The following is a 19,566-nucleotide window of genomic DNA, read 5'->3' on the forward strand; positions in this document are numbered from 1 at the left end:
ATAATATTAGCTAAATATTCTCATCAATCTATATCTACGTTTAAGTTTCTTCACAAGTGAATCATAATCTCATTTCTCCTTATTAATTTTACTCCATACACTGAATCTTTTGGAAATAGTAAAAACAGAAAATCTTTCTAAATCATTTGGAGCATTTCAAGCTCTAAGCGAAATATCACTCGGGATAAAGCAAGGTAGCATCTATGGTATCCTTGGTCCGAACGGAGCAGGAAAGACAACCCTACTCAGGATACTAACCGGTATATTAGGTCCTGATAAAGGAGTGTATTTTTTCCAGGGAAACAAATTCACTTCTGCTTGTCAGCAAAGAATCGGCTATCTGCCTGAAGAAAGAGGCTTGTATAAAAAGATGAAGGTAGAGGAGCAACTTGTTTATTTTGCCAGGTTAAAGGGAGTTACTGCATCTGATGCTAAGGCTAGGACTTCATCATTTTTGGAAGAAACCAGCCTTGACAATTGGAAGAATCACACTGTTGACTCTCTTTCAAAAGGAATGCAGCAAAAGGTACAATTCATTGCCAGCATTATTCATAATCCCGACCTGATTATACTCGACGAGCCTTTCTCAGGCTTTGATCCGGTAAATGCTGAATTACTAAAAAACTATATTTTCAGATTTAAAAAAGAAGGAAAAACCATCTTGCTTTCAACGCACAGAATGGAAAACGCAGAAGAGTTGTGTGATAAAATTGTGCTTATAAACAAAGGAAAAAATGTTCTTGAAGGGGAGGTCAAAAAGATTAAAGAAGGAGTAAAAAAGAACAGACTTATAATTGAAGGAGAAGGTTCTTTGTCTGAAAATAAACTCTTATACGATATAGTAGAAACAGAATCACTCTCCGGGAATCAGTTTGTTGCCACGCTGGCTCCAGCCCAGGGAGTAGCTCTTAATAAAATCATTGAAGTGTTAATGCCGCATGTGAGTTTTAAGAGCTTCAAGGAAGAGCTACCTTCGCTTCATGAAATATTTATAGATAAGATAAAGGGAGATAGTAATGAATAAAGTTTGGTTGATCCTTCAGCGAGAGTACATTACAAGAGTCAGAAAAAAAGCTTTTCTTATACTTTCTTTTTTAGGACCTCTGATTTTTTTGGTTTTGATGATTGTTCCTGCATGGCTCACAACGCCACAAGCAAAGGAAAAGGAAGTAGTGGTTATAGACCAGCATCATGTATTAAATGAACAGCTTGAAGCGCCGTTTATTATCTTTTCAAATCAGGAGACTCCAGGTGGAAGTAAGCCTTCACATCTCATAATTCTTCCGTCTGATTCATCTGGAGTTATTAATGCAAATTTTATCAATGTCTCAAATATATCTTCAGAGGAAAGGAAAGGAATAGAGCAGGCTTTAAAACTGGCCATTGCAAGAAATAAACTTAAGGAGGTACTCATTCCTCAACACGGATCTTTACCGGATTTAAATTTCAAAGAAACAAGATTGACGGAGAAGAATGCTGGTGAGGCATCGGCATCGGTCGGCTTGTTCTCTGCCATATTAGTTTACTTTTTTATATTCTTATATGGAGTGCAGGTAATGAAAAGTATCATTGAAGAAAAGGCCAACCGAATACTTGAAGTGGTAGTGTCTTCTGTGACTCCTTTTCAGCTTATGGTAGGAAAGATATTGGGAGTGGCGTTGGTGAGCCTTACTCAATTTTTAATTTGGGTAGTCACTACATTTACTATATCCCGTTGGATTTTTGACAGATTTAAGTTGGAACGCTTTTCTGACGAAAACATCAATCAGACTTTAAAAACAAGTCATGATGCGGCTCAGGCAATGGAAGTAAACGATATGCTTAATTTTGTAGGACAGATAAATTTTGGTTTGATTATTCCTGTATTTATCTTCTTTTTTCTTGTAGGATATCTCTTTTATAGTTCTCTGTTTGCTGCGATTGGAGCGGCTTCTGATGCGGAGACAGAAACCCAGCAATTTATGCTGCCTATAACACTGCCTTTAATTTTTTCATTTATTATGGCTCCCCGAATACTGGAAATGCCGGACAGCACTTTGGCAAAAATCCTGTCTTATATTCCTTTTACCAGTCCCGTCGTGATGATGTTGAGAATACCATTTGGCATTGCATCCTGGGAGATTGTATTGTCGATGGCTACGCTATTCACCTTCTTCTTGCTGGCGGCATGGTTTGCCGCAAAAATATATAGAGTAGGAATTTTAATGTATGGTAAAAATGCCACCTGGAAGGAACTCTTCAGGTGGCTTTCTTATAAAGACTAATGTAAATAAACTCCGTAATCGTGCCCATCCAGAACCACATCAATTCTTTCTCTCAATGTTGTAGCCAGGGAATAGCCCACATAATCTGCTGCGATAGGAAATAATTGATGGCTTCTGTCCACAATTACCACTGTCTGCAATTTGTTTAATTCTATATTCAGGAAAGGTTTAAGGGCATAAGCCAGTGTACGGCCTGTATTCAAAACATCATCCGCCAGAATGACAGTTTTGTTTTTAAGACTTTCAATGTCAATGTCCAGGTGAACTTCACTTTGCACTCCGGCAAGTTTATCCAGCTGAATTTTAACAAGAATGACTCTCAAGGGAGAAATATTTTCAATTTCATTTTTCAGAAGATTGGCAAAAATATATCCTTTTTCATCGATCCCGGCCAGCACAATTTCTCCTTCAGAAAAATTATTTTCATATATTTCAAAAGATATCCTCTTGATTTTCTGTAATATCTGTTGTTTGTTAAGGATTAAATTTTTTTCACCAGCCATATATTTCTTGTTAAAAAAGGAACCAATTAAAGCCCCAGTGCTTTTTTATTTAATGGAGGGCAATTTAATGAAAAGGGTAATTTCTAAAAAATTAATCATGAGTTTGGTAGATAAAATCTATTTTACTAAATTTGTTACCCTTTTACAATAGATAGTTAGCGATTATGAAAAAAGATATTCACCCGGATTACAGAGCAGTTGTTTTTCAAGATTCTTCTAGTGATTTTAAATTTCTTACAAAATCAACTATAAAGACTTCTGAAACAATTAAATGGGAAGATGGAAATACCTATCCTCTCGTTAAAGTTGAGGTTAGCTCAGCTTCTCACCCATTCTACACTGGCAAAAAATTATTTGTTGATGCTGCAGGTAGAGTTGAGAAATTCAAGAAAAAATACCAGAAGTAATAAAAACATTCTGAATAAAGTTTTCTTTAAGTATAGAAGTCTTCATGATTCCATGAAGACTTTTTTATTTTTGTAAAATATGCATTTCATTTTATTCGACGAACCTTCTATAAGGCAGGGTCTCCTTCCTTTTACCTTTACCAGGCCGGTTGCTGAGGTAAGGATCGGTATTTTAACCATAGCCGAAAAATGGAGGTTAAGATCCGGATTAGACGTCTCTTATATCACAGAAGAATATCTGAGCGATCGCTTCACTCTCAATCCGGGAAAAGAAAATGTATTTATTAATGGAGGTGTTTGCCCTACTGATGACCTTGTTGCAAAAATTATAGGCCTCAAAGACGGAGAAGTTATTGTCAAGGACGGTGTCATTATCGCCTATAAAAAAGTTGCAGAAGGCAAACAGATTGAATTTAAGGGTGCTTTGAATATAATAAGAAGACCCTGGGATATTTTTTTGAATAATGGTAAAGAAATAACTGAAGATTTTGACCTGATTACCAAAGGCCGAACTTCAGCACCTCTTTCAGATCCTTATACCAGGATTTATAATCAGGAAAGAATATTTATTGAAGAAGGTGTATCTATTAAAGCTGCTATTCTTAATGCTGAGAATGGACCCATTTATTTGGGTAAGAACTCTGAAGTCATGGAAGGAGCCATCATTCGTGGACCATTTGCTCTTGGTGAAGGTGCATCTGTAAGTATGGGTGCAAAATTCAGAGGTGATACAACTGTTGGTCCTTATTCAAAAATAGGCGGAGAAGTAAGCAATTCTGTAATATTCGGTTATTCCAACAAGGCCCATGAAGGATTCCTTGGTAATTCTGTAATTGGTGAGTGGTGTAATATAGGCGCAGATACAAATACTTCAAATCTTAAAAATACCTACTCAGAAGTTCAGGTTTACAGCTATAAGGAACAAGACTTTGTAAACACGGGAAAAATGTTTTGCGGTCTGCTAATGGCAGATCATTCCAAATGCGGGATCAATACCATGTTCAATACTGGCACTGTAGTAGGAGTCAATGCAAACATCTTCGGCGAAGGATATCCTGCCAAATTTGTCCCTTCATTTGCCTGGGGCGGCGATAAAAATTATTCCAGATACAACTTTGAAAAGGTAGTTCAGGTAGCCGAAAGGGTCATGGGTAGGAGAAATATCCAGCTATCCAAGGAAGAGATCAAGATACTCAGACATGTGTATGAAATTGAAGATCAGCAGGTGAGAAATTTCTAATCCCTGCTTAACAATTTTACAACATATTACCTTTTATTTCTACCTCAAAAATTTATAACTAGTACCTAAATTTATTAATTGTGTTATTTTCTCAGATTAAAGGTCTTGAAGAAACCAAAGCCAGCCTTATTGCTTCTGTCAAAAACAGACATGTAGCGCATGCTCAGCTTTTTGCCGGACCAGAAGGAAGCGGTAGCCTTGCAATGGCCCTGGCTTATGCGACTTATATCAACTGTGAGGAAAAAGGAGAAACAGATTCTTGCGGCACTTGTGCTTCCTGCAATAAATTCAATAAGCTCATCCATCCGGACCTGCATTTTGTATTTCCGGTAAGCACAACAAAAAGTGTTTCAAAGGATGCTTCAAGTGCCTTATTCATGAAAGAATGGAGGAACTTCATAGCGGAAAATCCTTATGGTGGATTGATAGAATGGGGAAACTTTATAGGAGCGGAAAATAAGCAACTGAATATATCTGTAGATGAAAGCAGAAATATCATTAAAACTGTGACCATGAAGTCTTTCGAGGCTGAATATAAAATTATGGTCATCTGGCTTCCGGAACAAATGAATTCTTCTTCTGCGAATGCTATTCTTAAGGTGCTTGAAGAGCCTCCGGTAAAAACTATATTTCTGCTCGTTACTCAAAATCCCGACAAGATCATTACAACGGTTCTATCTCGTACTCAGCGAGTAAAGATCAGGCCTTTCACAGATGATGAAGTGACTAAATTCCTTGTGGAAGATAAGCGCCTGGATGAAAAGCAGGCAAGACAAGTTGCTTATCTCGCAGATGGAAATCTAAATGAAGGATTGAGATTGCTGCAACAAGTAGAAGAAGATAACCATCAGATGTTCAGAGAATGGATGAGACTGTGTTACAAAAAGGTTAATGTTCTCGAGCTTGTAGACTGGTCAGAGGCCTTCCAGAAACTTGGAAGAGAAGGTCAAAAGAATCTTTTTCAATATGGCTTGAATATTCTGAGAGAAACCCTGATCTGTCGTCTGAATAGCAAAGAGCTGTTAAGACTTAATGAAGAAGATCTGAAATTTGTGGAAGGTTTTTCAAAAGCCTTAAACGAAATTAAAATCGAAAATATAAGTAAAAGCCTGAACGAGGCATATTATCATATAGAGAGAAACGCCAATGCAAAAATCGTTTTTCTTGATCTCTCTCTGCAAATATCCGGAATGATGAAGTCTTGATATGACTGCTCATGAAGAAAGAGAAGCTAACGATAGGCCGCAGCGATATTATAGATCTCCCGGATCTTAAAATATTTAAGGTAAAAGCAAAAGTGGATACCGGGGCTTATAGTTGCTCAATCCACTGCAGTGATCCTAAAGTTACTGGCAAATTAAGGAAGAAGCTTAGCTTCACCTTACCTTATTTTAATGGTAAGCAAAAAGAAAAAGTTGTTTTTCAAACAAGCGATTTCTCCGAAAGAACGGTGAAAAGCTCTTTCGGTCAAGTCGAAAAGCGATTTGTGATAAAGACGAAAGTTCTCGTTTTTAACAAACTTATTGAAACAGAGTTTACCCTTTCAGACAGATCTAACATGAAACACCCAATTTTATTGGGTAGAAAATTTTTGATGAATGGTTTCCTGGTAGATGTCTCCAAATTCAATTTATCCTACAAACACAAACGGAAAAGCTTAAATAAGTAAGATGATGCGTATCGCAATTCTTTCCAGAAATGCAAGCCTTTACTCCACAAAGAGGCTTGTGGAGGCTGCTAAAGAGCGTGGTCATGAAGTAAGAGTTCTTGATCATTTGAAATGTTATGTCGGGATAGAAGCTGGAAATCCAACCCTTTATTATAATAAGGAGAAAATAACTGATTATGATGCTGTCATTCCAAGAATAGGGGCTTCTGTTACATTTTATGGGGCTGCTATAGTGCGTCAATTTGAAATGATGAATGTGTTCAGTGCAACAAAATCACAAGCCATCACGAGATCAAGAGATAAGCTGAGGACTCTTCAGGTATTGAGCGAAGCCGGTATTGGAGTTCCGAAGACAGCTTTTGCAAGCCAGTCAAAAGATGTTGATAATCTTATAAATCATGTTGGTGGAGCACCCGTCATTATTAAATTATTAGAAGGTACCCAGGGTATAGGTGTCGTACTAGCTGAATCAAAAAAAGCAGCTAAGTCTGTTATCGAAGCATTCTATGGCCTCAAGGCGGATATTCTCATTCAGGAATACATAAAAGAAGCCAATGGCTCAGACATACGAGCGTTTGTGGTAGACAATGAAGTGGTCGGCGCTATGAAAAGGCAGGGTAAAGAAGGTGAGTTCCGCTCAAACCTGCATCGTGGAGGCGAAGGCGAAATGATTGAGCTTACTCATGAAGAAAGGGATGCTGCGCTATGTGCTTCAAGAGCACTAGGCTTATCTATTTCCGGAGTTGATATGCTCAGAAGCACCAGAGGTCCTCTAATCATTGAAGTCAATTCTTCTCCAGGCCTTCAAGGAATAGAAACTGTTACTCAGATAGATGTAGCAGGCAAGATCATTGATTTTGTGGAACGCAATAAAAAGAAAAAGGCAGAGCGGGATTTGATTGGAGTTTAGCCTAAAAATTTCTAAGTTGCTTCTTAGAACGCTTGATTATATTGATGGAGAGTAAGATCAGAATTGGTACCAGAGCCAGCAAACTGGCAATGTGGCAAACGGAGCATGTAGCCGGTGTATTAAACAATGCCGGTTATGAAACAGAGATTATAAAGATTGACACCAAAGGAGATAAGCAACTTACTTCTGCCTTTGCCGAAATAGGGACCAAAGGAATTTTTACAGAAGAGCTTGAACTGCAATTGAAAGATGGTTCCTTGGATATCGCAGTCCATAGTGCAAAAGACATGCAGACAGACCTTGGTCCCGACCTGGAAATTATTGCATTCACCGAAAGAGAAAAACCAAACGATGTGCTGGTCAGCTTTGACAAAGATTTTGCTCTGGAAGACCTTTCCAGGGTATTGGTCGGTACTTCTTCCACAAGGAGAAAAGCTTTGCTAAAGCATTACTATCCTCACCTTTCTACAACTGATGCGAGAGGAAATCTCCAGACAAGACTTAAGAAAATGGAAGATGGCCTTTTTCCGGCAATGATTCTAGCCTATGCAGGCATGCATAGAATGGGATATAATGATTTTATTGTAAAAGAACTTCCCGTTGATTTATTTACTCCTGCTGTAGGACAGGGAAGTATTGCCATTGAAGCTGCACTTTCTCTTGCTTCTGATAAGAAGGCTGTCATCAAAAAATTACTAAATCACATACCAACCGAAACCTGCCTTATTGCTGAAAGAACTTTCCTTAATAAACTGGAGGGTGGTTGTAGCATTCCTGTTTTTGGCCTAGGCACAATCGAAGGAAATCTATTAAAAGTAAGCGGTGGGGTTGTAAGTCCTGATGGTTCTAATATTATTAGAAAAGAGGTAAAGGGAAGTCTGACAGATGCCAGGAAATTAGGCTTGCAACTGGCTGAAGAAGTACTCAGCTCCGGAGGTAAAGAAATATTAGATGCCTTGAAGAAATAACTTTTGAGGAAAATCCTTGTTAAAAATGTCTTAAAGTTAGTGTATATGAAAAGTAAATTTTTTGCGGTTTTATTAATTTTTATTTCGCTTGCAGCATTTGGTCAATCAACAAAACCCTCTAAAAAGGATTATGTAGTGACAATAAAAACAGAGTTTGGAGATATGGTTTTGCTTCTTTCTGACCTAACTCCAAAACACAAAGAAAATTTCTTGAAGCTTGCTCAGCAAGGTTTCTATAATGGAACAACCTTTCACAGAATTATTGATGGATTCATGATTCAGGGTGGAGATCCTAATTCTAAAGATGCAGATCCAAATAATGATGGAATGGGAGGCCCTGGCTATACAGTGCCTGCAGAGTTTAATGAGAAACTGAAGCATAACAAGGGCGCTGTTGCTGCAGCAAGAATGGGAGATCAGGTGAATCCTAAAAGAGAATCCAGCGGATCTCAATTTTATATTGTAGAAAATCAGGATGGTGCGCACTTTCTTGATAACCAATATACAGTTTTTGGTCAGGTGGTGCAGGGGCTGGATGTAATTGATAAAATTGCCACGCAACCAAAAGATCAGCGTGACAGACCTTCTAAAAATATTACAATGGAGGTTTCCGTTAAAAAACTAAAAAAGAAAAAAATCATAAAACTATATCACTGCGAAAACTTTTATAAAGCATGAAAAAGAAAGTTTTAATAACAGGTTCAAATGGCCTTTTGGGACAAAAGCTGGTAGGGCTTATAGCTGATGACGAAAACTATGACTTGATCGCTACTGCAAGAGGCGAAAACAGACTTCCTATGGAGCCTGGGGCATATGTATATAAGTCAATGGACATTACCAACCGAAACCAGGTTATGGATATAGTTTCTGAGACCAAACCTGACTTTATCATTCACACTGCGGCCATGACCAATGTGGATCAATGTGAGACAGAGAAAGAAGCTTGCTGGGCTCAGAATGTTGATGCAGTTAAATACCTGATTGAAGCATCTGAAAAAGTAAAATCACATCTGATCCATTTATCAACAGATTTTATTTTTGACGGGAAAAATGGTCCTTATGATGAAAATGCTAAAGCCAATCCTTTGAGTTACTATGGAGATAGCAAGCTGGCAGCAGAAAAACTTGTATTAAAAAGCAAAGCCAAATGGGCTATTGCAAGAACTGTACTTGTTTATGGTATTGCATGCGATATGAGCAGATCCAACATCATCCTTTGGGTTAAAAAAAGTCTGGAAGAAGGGAAGAAAATTCAGGTTGTTACAGATCAATGGAGAACTCCTACATTGGCCGAAGATTTAGCGATGGGATGCTATCTTATCATGGAAAATCAGGCTACAGGAATCTATAACATCAGTGGAAAAGATTTCCTCACACCATATGAAATGGCCATTAAAACTGCCGATTTCTTTAAACTGGATAAATCTCTAATCACAAAAGCAGATAGTACAATATTCAAACAACCGGCAGTAAGACCCCCGAAAACAGGCTTTATTCTTGATAAGGCCATGAATGATCTGGGGTATGATCCTCATTCATTTGAAGAAGGAATTAAATTGTTGGCTGAACAAATAGCTGAAGTTTAGTTATTTCTTTCCAATAACAGGTTTTTCACATTAAACGATTTAAGGAAATCTCGAAGATTCTTCTAAGGGTTTTCCCTTATTTACATGCGTTCATTAATAAAGTAATTTTATAGTGTAATTGAAATGTAGATAAGACGGCAGTTTCAAATCGGGATTTTAAGTTGATAGTGGTTGAAAAGCTGTGTTTGGTGATTTGACTTATTAGTACGCTTTTGTTTAATAAGTTAGTAAATAATTTAGTAAAGGTTAATGAGCCCTTCGGGAGTGGAGGGCTTTTTTTATTGCCCTCATTTTTATACTTTTAGGCAGAGTTTAATCAGCTAATTACTCCACACATTACCAGCTTTTATGAATCTTATCGAAAGATGTAAGTACTTTTTTGGCATATCAAGGAAGGAAGCTCAAGGATTTATTATCCTCCAGGTTATACTGTGTATTGTATTGACCGCCCCTTTTTTTACGGACGTTATTTTCCCTCAAAAAATCATAGATAAATCAGAAAGCAACGAATCGCTGGATAGTCTGGCCAAACTATTCGAAACAGAGCCACAGTCAATCACTCTTAAAAATAAATCCATACAAATTCCTGCAGATAAGCCGGGAAATTTTGATCCGAATACTGCTTCCAAAGAGACTATGCTGAGGACAGGCTTAAAGCCCAATCTGGCGGAAAGAATAATTAAATTCAGGGAGAAAGGGGGGAAGTTTTTTGTCAAAGAAGATTTACTTAAAATTTATGGATTAGATAAAAATGAATTTGAAAAGATTGCACCATTCTTAACTTTTCAAATACTTCCTAAGTCTAAACTAATTGAGAAAAAGGCGCCAGATGTATTTGATATTAACAAAGCAGATTCGACCAGATTGGAAAAGCTGAGTGGTATAGGTCCCGCACTTGCAAAAAGAATTCTTAAATATAGAAATGCACTCGGAGGCTTCGTCAGTAAAGACCAATATGAGGAAATTTACGGTTTGACGGAAAATTCCCTTGCTCAATTAGTTGCATTTACATTCATAGAAAATACATTTGAACCGGTGAAAATCAATCTTCAGGATGCTGAATTTAAGGCAATCGCAGGTCATCCTTATTTAGGATATCAGGCAGCCAAATGTATTTCAAAAATAAAAAAGACAAACTTCTCTGCCGAAACCATTCATTCAATAATTCGAAACGATACAGTTTTTAAATGCAGAAAACCAGCAGTACTTTATAGATACATTGAGATTGGGCATTAAAAAAATAGATTTTCGGCCTAAATTGAGGAAAACAAATATTATTTTTACGTGAAATAGTATTAACTCTTTAATTTTTTCGGTAGGGAATGATATTGGTATTAGTGCCTCAGATTACAAATAGGCTTACATATATTTTTGATTTTTATTTTAAAGAAATATTCAAATCAGATTATGAGTTTACTACTGATGCTGTGAAATTCAAAGACTATAGTGAAGCAAAGTTTTCTTATGGATTTAAGCAGGTAAACGATGAATTATTTTTGGAAGCAGATCCTATATTATTTGAAACAACTGTTTCTATAAGGCAAATTAAAATCGGAATATTTAATGGAATAAAGACTTTATTTTCCGTCTCAACCGGATCTCTGCCGTTTGATCCGTTCGCCGCCGGGTTTTATATGATCACAAGGTATGAAGAATATCTTCCTCATAAAAAAGACAGGCACAACAGGTATAAACCAGAAAGCAGCATCGCTATTTCAGGAGGGTTCCTTGAAAAACCAATTGTCAATTTCTGGGCTCAAATGATTAAAGAAACAATCAATAACAAGTATCCTCAAGCTATAACTTATTCTGGAACTTATTCTTTCCTGCCAACTCTTGATATTGATAATGCATATGCCTATAAATTTAAAGGTATTTTAAGAACAAGTTTGTCATTTGCTCAAAGACTTCTTAAGCTTGAGTTTAATAAATTGCGCAAGCGTATCAAAATACATCTGGGGAAACTTCAGGACCCCTATGATACTTATGATAAACAAAGAAGAATTCACCAGACCTATAAAATAACTCCTAATTACTTTTTTCTTTTGGGGGACTATGGCAAGTATGACAAAAACCTTCCCTATGATAATGAACATATGGTGAAGCTTGTCAAAAGTCTTGGTGAGGAAGCAACTATTGGTTTACATCCTTCTTACGGCTCGAATACTTCAGAGGAAAAGCTCTTAATAGAGAAAAAAAGGTTGGAAGGTATACTTTCTCGTCCGATCACAAAAAGCAGACAGCATTATATAAAGCTTACTCTTCCGGGAACCTACAGAAATCTTTTGAATGCCGGCATCAAAGAGGATTATTCAATGGGTTATACAACAAAGATAGGATTCAGAGCCGGTACCTGTAGTTCTTTCCTGTTCTTTGACCTGGAAAAAAATATAACGACAGACCTTAGAGTCTATCCCTTTGCTTTTATGGACAGCACATTAAAGTTTTTCCAGAAAGTGCGTTCAAAGGAAGTAATCAATCACATCACCCCACTTGTCAATGACGTGAAAAAAGTAGGAGGGCAGCTTATATTCATTTTTCATAATGAGTCTTTGGGAAATGAAAGACAATGGAAGAACTGGGGAGAGGTCTATGAAAAAGTAATACGATTGGCAAAAGAGTGACTTTCTGATTAATTTCAAAAACTAAACTCCTTAAAAGCCTAAGTTTCCTTGATGAATAAAAAAGACGATTTCAGAAGTTATTGTACGACGCAAAAAGATATACCTCTTTTTCTTACACCTGCATGGATGGATCTGATCTGTGGCGATAACTGGGACGTCTTGATAGAAGCAAAAGGAAAAAATATTCATGGCTTTTTAATTTTCCCTCTGAATCAAAAACTGGGATTTAAAAGAATACTGCAACCTCAACTGACTCCGTATTCAGGAGTCTGGATCAATTACCCCGATGGACAAAAGGATCTGACAAAAATTGCTTTCGAGAAAAAAGTATTATCATCTTTAATTGAGCGTCTGCCAGAGTTCGATGAGTTAAACATTAACCTTTATCCAACTTTTACAAACTGGCTTCCTTTTTATTGGAAGGAGTTTAAACAAACTACGAGATATACTTATAAAATATTTAAAGGTCAAAGTCCTGAAGCACTCAGATTACAGGTTAAAGATTCTGTGAGAAGAGAGCTTTCAAAGGCAGAACGCACTTTGCAGGTATATCTATCGGTAGATGTTAAGGATTTATTTGACTTTAAAGTAAGATCATTCAAAGAGCAGAATCTTAGTTTTAATTTAAGTTATTCCTTCATCAAAAGGTGTGTTGATTGGTGTATCAGTGAAGGGAAGGGGCAAATATTATATGCCAAAGATGAAAAAGGGGCCATACATGCAGGCGTGTTCCTTGTGTGGGATAAGAATTGTGTTTATTACTTATTCGGAGCAGCTGACCCTGAGTATAAAAATTCCGGAGCTTTGACGTATTTGCTGTGGAATGGAATTGAAATGGCTCAATCGCAAACCAAGGATTTCGACTTTGAAGGCAGTATGCTGGAACCAGTTGAGCAGTTTTTCAGAAATTTCGGGGCAACCCAACTTCCTTACCACCAGATACTGAAAAGAAATTCTCTTTTATTAAAACTTAAAAGTATTCTTGGGAAATGAACATTAAAGACAACCTGTTCATCCCTGTTCTTAATACTTGGGCATCTTTTACTCCCTTTTCCGTTCTTAAGAAATTAGGAGGACAAAAGGTTATATTTCCGACATACCATCTAGTCTCTAATCAGGAGGTGCCACATGTTGGTAATCTATATAAAATTCGAAGTGAAAAATTATTTTGTGAAGACCTTGAGTTTATGCTCAGGCATTTCAACCCGATATCTATTGATGATCTTTTAAAATGGAGAAATGGCCAATTAAATCTCAATAAACCTTCTTTTTTTTTATCGTTTGACGATGGTTTAAGGGAAGTAAAAGAAGTCATTGCACCTAATCTTATAAAGAGGGGAATACCTGCAGCATTTTTTATTAATCCTGCCTTTGTAGACAACAGGGAATTGATGTTCCGGAATAAGGCAAGCTTGCTAATAGATTTATTCAAAAAAAGGAAGATCAATTTTCAAAGAACATTTGAAAGAACTGGAGTTAAGGAAGGCCAATTCATTCAAATGGTGAAGTCTGTGAAATACAGAGAAAGGGATATACTTGATCAACTAGCTCTTGCTTCCGAATTTTCATTTTCTGACTATCTGAAAGAAAAGAAGCCATATCTGGATTCTGAAGAAATAATGCAGCTAAAACATCAAGGTTTTCATATCGGTGCTCATAGTATGGATCATCCTTTATATGAAGAGCTTACACTGGAAGAGCAGGTTGCGCAAACTTCTGAAAGTATTGATTCTATTATCAGTAAAGATTTTTCCAGCTTGAAAACTTTTGCATTCCCTTTTACTGATCATGGAGTTTCTGCGGCCTTATTTAATCAGATGTATGAAAATATGAGAGTGGATTGTTCTTTTGGAGTGGCGGGAATAAAACATGAAAATTTTAAATTCCATTTTCAAAGAATACCAATGGAAAAAAGTCTTGATTCTGCCCGCCATATTATTGCTGCAGAATACATATATTATATCCTGAAAAGTCCTTTAGGGAAAAACCATATAAATAGAAAGTAACGTGTTTGTGCTCACTCAATCCCCATCCATTGCAGATCGTTTTTTAGCTGAACTTAGATCTGTTGAAATTCAAAAAGATAGTATGCGTTTCAGACGCAATATGGAACGTCTCGGAGCTTTAATTGCCTATGAGATTTCAAAGGAATTAAATTACAAAAAAGAGGAGGTACAAAGTCCTCTGGCAAAAGCTTCAACTTATGCGCTGGAACAAAAAATTGTAATCGGTGCAATTTTAAGAGCTGGTATCCCATTTTTTCAAGGGTTTCTAAATATGTTTGATCAAGCCGAATCTGCTTTTGTTGCTGCTTATAGAAGCACAAAATCAGAAGAAACCGGCAAGGTGGAAATAAATATGGACTATGTTGCATCGCCAGATTTAACGGGTAAAGTGCTGATACTTACCGATCCAATGCTCGCAACCGGTAAATCTCTTGTGGTAGCTTACCGAACTTTATTAAAATACGGAAATCCGTCAGAAGTGCATCTGGCAGCCGTATTATCCAGTAAAGAAGGAATTGAATATGTAAAGAAGGAAATTCCGGAAGCAAAACTTTGGACTGTTGCAATTGACGAAAAAATGAATGAGAAATTTTTTATAGTTCCTGGTCTGGGAGATGCAGGAGATTTAGCTTTCGGTCAAAAAATAACTAAGGGGGATTAGAAAATTAAGCAAACTAAAGAAGGTCGATTTCCGTTATTTTTTAAACCACTCAAGTACACAGGTTCAATTTTATGGTTAGCTTAATTCTCAAATACCTCATGGTTTTCCTTACAAGTATGTTAAAATTCATCGGAGGACCACTGCTTGGTGTAGCCTCAGGATTAAGCATATGGGAAACAGCATTACTCACAATACTTGGTATGATGACTACAGTTTTTCTGATGGTAAGCTTTATCGGCAGGCCATTTAAAAACTGGATAATGAAGACTTTCTATAAAAACCGGAAACTGTTTTGTGATAGAAACAGAAGAATGGTAAAGATCTGGAGGAATTATGGATTAAAAGGTGTTGCATTTTTAACCCCAGTACTTTTCAGTCCGATAGGAGGAGCCTTACTTGCCAGCTCATTCGGCGAGTCGGCCAAAAGAATTTTTCTTTACATGCTAGCCAGTTCAATTTTCTGGTCAATAATTTTCACCAGCATAATTTTCTTAATCAAGAAGGTCCCTGGTGTTTAATCGGGATTTTGGGGATTATAAAAGAATTAATAGGATTTAGGTTTCCGCTTTAATCTGGTTAATCCTTAAAACGGGACCAACAATATAATTCTTTTAGGATGAGGCACATAATATAATCCCGTTTATCCATAATCTGCTTAATCCCGATTCAGAACTATAGATTTTATACTTTTGAATGTTCCATCACTCAATTCAAGCAAATACAAACCTTCAGGAATCATATCCGGCAGTTGCATTGTATGAGTTCCATTGTTAAAATTTGCATCCTCTCTTTTTAAAATTTCTTTCCCTTTTATGTCAAGTACACGAATATTTATTGGTGCACTGAAATTTCCTTTAATTGTTAAAAACGACTTAGCAGGCAGGGGATAAATGGAGAAGGCAATTTGATCAGGACTATTTATTGATGATGGTCCGAAAATAGATTTTACAAATAATTGATTACCGGATATATAATCCGTAGTGTATAAATTTCCCTTGCCATCTTCCGTAAAGATATATCGCCCAAAGCTCTCCTGAAGGCCCGCCATTTCAAAGTTCCAGGCTTTGCTTTCTAAAGTTTTACTTGAATAGATGTTGTTGAAAATTTCATTGTCTGGTGTCGATATACTTGACCAGTAGTAACCATTACTGTCTTTATATAATGAGGTTAGTTGGTGGTAGTAAGAACCAGTTAAAGGTATGCTGTCTGTAACCCAATGTATTCCCCAGCTATTTTCTCCTTTATTTATATCTCCTGCCTTGCTTTTTATAGTAAAACCAAATCCAAAATTTCCATATATGCCTATAATTGAAGCAAAGACAATATCATCTTCGATAGCAATATTTAAAACATGACCAATTCTTAATTTGTCGTCATGATATTCTATGGAGAATGGCGCTTTTATATTTATGGAAAGTCGCTTCCACGAATTACCAAGGTCCTCAGATATGTACAGTCCGAAACGCCCATTCAAACCTGCATCTGGATCAGCAATACCAGCAAAGATGTTTCCATTGGATGCTATGGCAAGAGATTCAATCAAAGGATTAGTTTTATCAATACCAGTATTTGCTTGAACCCACGTTTTAGCAGAATCTCCTGAAATTAATATCCCTTTGCCTTGCGCTTTTCCCCATTGGTCCCAAGGGCTTCCTGTTCCTAAAATGATCTTTCCTGAAGGATGGAGTGCTATCTTGTTTACAGCTACTTTAAATGGAAGTATATGAGTAGTCCATGTTTTTCCGCTGTCGAGACTTTTATAAATGGCACCTCTGCCCCCTGCAATAAGGTACTTATCATTGCTGGCAAAAAGAGAAAACAATGAGTCTTTAATATCTCCAACCTTTAGCCAGGTCTTTCCGGAATTGTTACTTATGAAAAGGCCATCCCTCAAAGTGCTTACTATTATTGCCGATGAAGTTTTGCTGGCATATATACCTGTAATGTTTGTAGCAGGAAAATTGCTTGAAACAGGTTGCCAGTCTTGAGAAGCAAGAACCTCTTTTGTATTTGCAAATATTATTATGCTTAAAGAAAGCAGTATGAGGTGGAATTTATTTAAGGTTGAAATCATATGAAAAGGGCATAAAGCTTAAAGCAAAAGCATAAAGTTTTGAAAAGATAATGAAAGATTACCAATTTCTGTAAATCAATTCATTGCTCACCATTTAACTTTAAGCTTTCCGCTTTGTGCTTTAGGCTTAAAAAAAACTAATCCCAGATTTTGTTTGCCTCTGTGAGAATGATAGGTTTCCCATCAGTAATGATCAAAGTGTGTTCATGTTGTGCAACATAACTTCCATCTTTGGTAATATATGTCCAGCCATCTCCTTTATCGTGAGCATAGGTCGCTTTAGTGGAGATAAAGGTTTCTATCGCTACGACAGAGTCTTTTTTAAATCTCTGTTTATTGTTTTTATCATTGAAACAAGGAATCTCTTCTGGAGCTTCATGCAGGCTTCTTCCTACACCATGTCCAACCAGGTTTTTAATAACTTTAAATCCTGCTTTTTTAGCTTCTGTCTCAATCAATAAACCAATGTCAGCTATTTTAACACCGCCTTTAACCTGATGAATAGCCTTATATAGGATACTTCTCGAAGCTTCCACCAATGGATTATGATTATGAATGTCTTTTCCCAAAACAAAGGAGCCTCCATTGTCAGACCAGTATCCGTCCAGTTCAGCTGATACATCTATGTTTATAAGATCTCCTTCTTGAAGAATTCTTTTTTCAGAAGGAATGCCATGAGCAATTTCGTCATTCAGGCTGATGCAGCTCCAGCCTGGAAAGCCATAGGTTAGTTTAGGTGCAGATCTCGCACCGAAGTTTCTCAGAATCTCTCCGCCAAATTCATCCAACTCTTTGGTACTCATGCCAGGTTTGGCATATTCACGCATTTGTTTTAATGTCAAAGCAACAGCATCGCTGATTCTTTGCAAACCCTCTATATCCGCCTGTGATGAAATTGACATACCCCTTATTTTTAATATTACTTTATATTGGGGATTAAAGTTTAATACTGTTCCCGGATGCAAACCTAAGAATTTTTTAAGACAGAATATATTATGTTATTATAGCAGCTGAGGAAGTCTGAGCGTTTGGCATAGTGGAGCTAAATAAATGGTTTAGGATCAGGTAATAATATAAATGAGAGGATTTCAGTTTCAATTTTTGTGGAATCTCAAATTCAATTTTCGGTACGACAATCTGATTTTCGGAAGCTATAATTGAATTTGCGGTTGCCCATACCGGATTGTGGTGGCCGCATTTTTAAATTGCGGACCCACAATTCAATTTTCGGATAAAGCAATCTGATTTTCGGAAGGTATAATTGAATTTGTTGTTGCTTTCTGTCTGAAGCTTTTAATGAGCTATCGGCCCGCTGTTCACATCTGCCATAACAACTTTTCCCGCCATTTTCTTTTCACCTCTCCATAGCAAAAACAGTGCAAATGAAGACGTTGCCACCATTGATGCAATCATCGGAAGAATACTAGCTGCTTTAAACAAACCTACAGCAATGGAAGCTAATGCTGCAATGCCGATCTGCGAACAACCCAGCATAGCAGCCGCACTGCCAATGTTCTTTGTAAAAGGTGCCAGTGCCAGCGTAGAAGCATTTGGATTGATCAGTCCTACACAGCTCAGGAAAATAAACAACATCAAAATCGTTGAATAGAGATTCATCCCGCCATACAAAGCGACCATAAGAAAGATAAAGCCGGCAAGCACCTGTACAATCAGTGAGAAACGAAAGATCGCATTGCTCGGAAATTTTCTAACCAGCAAAATATTCAGCTGGCTGGCACCAATAAATCCTACTGATAAGAGTGCAAAGATAGCACCGTACATCTGCGGACTTACGTGGAACAATTCAATAAATACAATGGGAGAACCTGCCACATAAATAAACAATGTAGCAAAAGCAAAGGAACCGGAAACCGTGTAGGTAAAAAATTGTGTATCTGAGAGAATCGACACATATGTTTTTGCCATTGGCTGCAGCTTCAGCGTAACCTCTCTGTCGGGTTCCTGTCCTTCCGGTAAAAAAAGAAAAACAATTGTCATCGCAAACACCGCGATGAAGGCAAGCAGAACAAAGACTGCCTTCCAATTAAATGATTCAGCAACAAAACCTCCTATGCTTGGCGCAAGCAGAGGTGACAAACCAATGGTGAGGATCAGCATTGCAAATATTCTCGGACCTTGAGACGCTGTAAAGAAATCTTTAACCATGGCCATAGCAGCAACTCCTGCTACGCTCCCTCCCAACGCCTGTATAAAACGCAGGATAATCAGCTGTTCTACTCGGTAAGAAAAGGTACAACCCAGACTGGCGATCACAAAGATGATCAAACCGGCAAACAGCGGCGGCTTTCTTCCGTACCGATCCAGCAAGGGACCATATATCAGCTGCCCCAATGCCATGCCTATAAAATAACTGGAAACCGAAAGCGAAATCCTTGCAGTACTTGTTTGGAGATCTTCGGCTATCTGTGAAAAAGCAGGAAGATAAAAATCGATGGCGAAAGGTGAAACAGTAGCCAGCATTCCAAGGATTAGGGTAATGACATTTTTATTTTGAGTATGTCGCATAATTCGTTAATAAATCAGATCGGGGAGAAGATAAAATATTTTTTCGCTCCGGATAGATGTATTTATTTCCAAATATACCCTTTATAAAGTCCATTTTAAACCTCCTGTTATTTCTATCCGGACAACAC

The 19,566-nt window shown here is 37.3% G+C and carries 20 protein-coding genes; 16 read left to right on the forward strand and 4 right to left on the reverse strand.

The window, feature by feature from the left end:
• Positions 1-109 precede the first annotated feature (109 nt).
• Both K350_RS0119105 and K350_RS0119110 read left to right on the forward strand, forming a co-directional pair.
• Positions 110-1,024, forward strand: coding sequence for an ABC transporter ATP-binding protein (locus tag K350_RS0119105; protein ID WP_051313359.1), 915 nt, complete (start codon positions 110-112; stop codon positions 1,022-1,024).
• Entirely contained in the window at positions 1,017-2,264 is a 1,248-nt protein-coding gene (locus tag K350_RS0119110; RefSeq protein WP_028981263.1) for an ABC transporter permease, read from the forward strand. Before K350_RS0119105 ends, K350_RS0119110 begins: the two co-directional genes overlap by 8 nt.
• On the opposite strand, the gene K350_RS0119115 is transcribed toward K350_RS0119110, so the two are convergent.
• Positions 2,261-2,767, reverse strand: coding sequence for a phosphoribosyltransferase family protein (locus K350_RS0119115; RefSeq protein ID WP_028981264.1), 507 nt, complete (start codon positions 2,765-2,767; stop codon positions 2,261-2,263). The two genes, K350_RS0119110 and K350_RS0119115, sit on opposite strands and share 4 nt — an antisense overlap.
• Positions 2,768-2,931: 164 nt before the next feature.
• Between K350_RS0119115 and K350_RS0119125 the strand changes: the two genes are divergently transcribed.
• The 14 genes from K350_RS0119125 (at position 2,932) to K350_RS0119190 (ending at position 15,356) form a co-directional block, all read left to right on the forward strand.
• Positions 2,932-3,174: a type B 50S ribosomal protein L31 gene (locus K350_RS0119125; RefSeq protein WP_028981265.1), complete on the forward strand. Its 243-nt coding sequence runs from the start codon at positions 2,932-2,934 to the stop codon at positions 3,172-3,174.
• Positions 3,175-3,253: 79 nt separating this feature from the next.
• The gene (locus K350_RS0119130; RefSeq protein ID WP_028981266.1) at positions 3,254-4,414 is read left to right on the forward strand and encodes a GlmU family protein; all 1,161 of its coding nucleotides are present in this window, start codon (positions 3,254-3,256) and stop codon (positions 4,412-4,414) included.
• An 80-nt stretch (positions 4,415-4,494) separates the two neighbouring features.
• A complete protein-coding gene (locus K350_RS0119135; protein WP_028981267.1) occupies positions 4,495-5,619 on the forward strand; it encodes a DNA polymerase III subunit in 1,125 nt (374 codons plus the stop codon).
• Between the two features lie 11 nt (positions 5,620-5,630).
• Positions 5,631-6,083, forward strand: a complete 453-nt coding sequence (locus tag K350_RS0119140; protein ID WP_028981268.1) for an ATP-dependent zinc protease family protein — start codon at positions 5,631-5,633, stop codon at positions 6,081-6,083.
• Between the two features lie 4 nt (positions 6,084-6,087).
• Entirely contained in the window at positions 6,088-6,993 is a 906-nt protein-coding gene (gene rimK, locus K350_RS0119145; RefSeq protein WP_028981269.1) for a 30S ribosomal protein S6--L-glutamate ligase, read from the forward strand.
• 44 nt (positions 6,994-7,037) lie between these two features.
• The gene (gene hemC, locus K350_RS0119150; RefSeq protein WP_037576433.1) at positions 7,038-7,961 is read left to right on the forward strand and encodes a hydroxymethylbilane synthase; all 924 of its coding nucleotides are present in this window, start codon (positions 7,038-7,040) and stop codon (positions 7,959-7,961) included.
• Between the two features lie 45 nt (positions 7,962-8,006).
• Positions 8,007-8,639, forward strand: a complete 633-nt coding sequence (locus K350_RS0119155; protein WP_028981271.1) for a peptidylprolyl isomerase — start codon at positions 8,007-8,009, stop codon at positions 8,637-8,639.
• Positions 8,636-9,547 carry an SDR family oxidoreductase gene (locus tag K350_RS0119160; protein WP_028981272.1) on the forward strand — a complete coding sequence of 304 codons (912 nt, stop codon included), beginning with the start codon at positions 8,636-8,638 and terminating at the stop codon, positions 9,545-9,547. Before K350_RS0119155 ends, K350_RS0119160 begins: the two co-directional genes overlap by 4 nt.
• A gap of 348 nt (positions 9,548-9,895) precedes the next feature.
• Complete coding sequence (locus tag K350_RS0119165; RefSeq protein WP_028981273.1) at positions 9,896-10,783, forward strand: ComEA family DNA-binding protein; 888 nt, start codon at positions 9,896-9,898, stop codon at positions 10,781-10,783.
• An 86-nt stretch (positions 10,784-10,869) separates the two neighbouring features.
• Positions 10,870-12,171 carry a polysaccharide deacetylase family protein gene (locus K350_RS0119170; RefSeq protein WP_028981274.1) on the forward strand — a complete coding sequence of 434 codons (1,302 nt, stop codon included), beginning with the start codon at positions 10,870-10,872 and terminating at the stop codon, positions 12,169-12,171.
• 51 nt (positions 12,172-12,222) lie between these two features.
• On the forward strand, positions 12,223-13,164 hold the full coding sequence (locus K350_RS29560) for a GNAT family N-acetyltransferase (RefSeq protein WP_051313361.1): 942 nt from the start codon (positions 12,223-12,225) through the stop codon (positions 13,162-13,164).
• Positions 13,161-14,177 (forward strand): polysaccharide deacetylase family protein, encoded by a 1,017-nt coding sequence (locus K350_RS29565; protein WP_051313362.1) that lies wholly within the window; start codon positions 13,161-13,163, stop codon positions 14,175-14,177. Before K350_RS29560 ends, K350_RS29565 begins: the two co-directional genes overlap by 4 nt.
• Positions 14,178-14,184: 7 nt before the next feature.
• Positions 14,185-14,838 carry a uracil phosphoribosyltransferase gene (gene upp / locus K350_RS0119185; RefSeq protein ID WP_342665056.1) on the forward strand — a complete coding sequence of 218 codons (654 nt, stop codon included), beginning with the start codon at positions 14,185-14,187 and terminating at the stop codon, positions 14,836-14,838.
• 116 nt (positions 14,839-14,954) lie between these two features.
• Positions 14,955-15,356 (forward strand): small multi-drug export protein, encoded by a 402-nt coding sequence (locus tag K350_RS0119190; protein ID WP_245598679.1) that lies wholly within the window; start codon positions 14,955-14,957, stop codon positions 15,354-15,356.
• A 137-nt stretch (positions 15,357-15,493) separates the two neighbouring features.
• Here K350_RS0119190 and K350_RS0119195 read toward each other — a convergent pair whose 3' ends face one another.
• The 3 genes from K350_RS0119195 to K350_RS0119205 all read right to left on the reverse strand — a co-directional run bounded on the left by K350_RS0119195 (position 15,494) and on the right by K350_RS0119205 (position 19,438).
• On the reverse strand, positions 15,494-16,912 hold the full coding sequence (locus tag K350_RS0119195) for a T9SS type A sorting domain-containing protein (RefSeq protein WP_028981277.1): 1,419 nt from the start codon (positions 16,910-16,912) through the stop codon (positions 15,494-15,496).
• A gap of 137 nt (positions 16,913-17,049) precedes the next feature.
• Positions 17,050-17,814, reverse strand: coding sequence for a type I methionyl aminopeptidase (map, locus tag K350_RS0119200; protein WP_028981278.1), 765 nt, complete (start codon positions 17,812-17,814; stop codon positions 17,050-17,052).
• Between the two features lie 391 nt (positions 17,815-18,205).
• Positions 18,206-19,438, reverse strand: coding sequence for a multidrug effflux MFS transporter (locus K350_RS0119205; protein WP_028981279.1), 1,233 nt, complete (start codon positions 19,436-19,438; stop codon positions 18,206-18,208).
• Between the last annotated feature and the right edge of the window lie 128 nt (positions 19,439-19,566).

Source organism: Sporocytophaga myxococcoides DSM 11118 (assembly GCF_000426725.1).
In the GTDB taxonomy this organism is placed as follows: Bacteria; Bacteroidota; Bacteroidia; order Cytophagales; family Cytophagaceae; genus Sporocytophaga; species Sporocytophaga myxococcoides.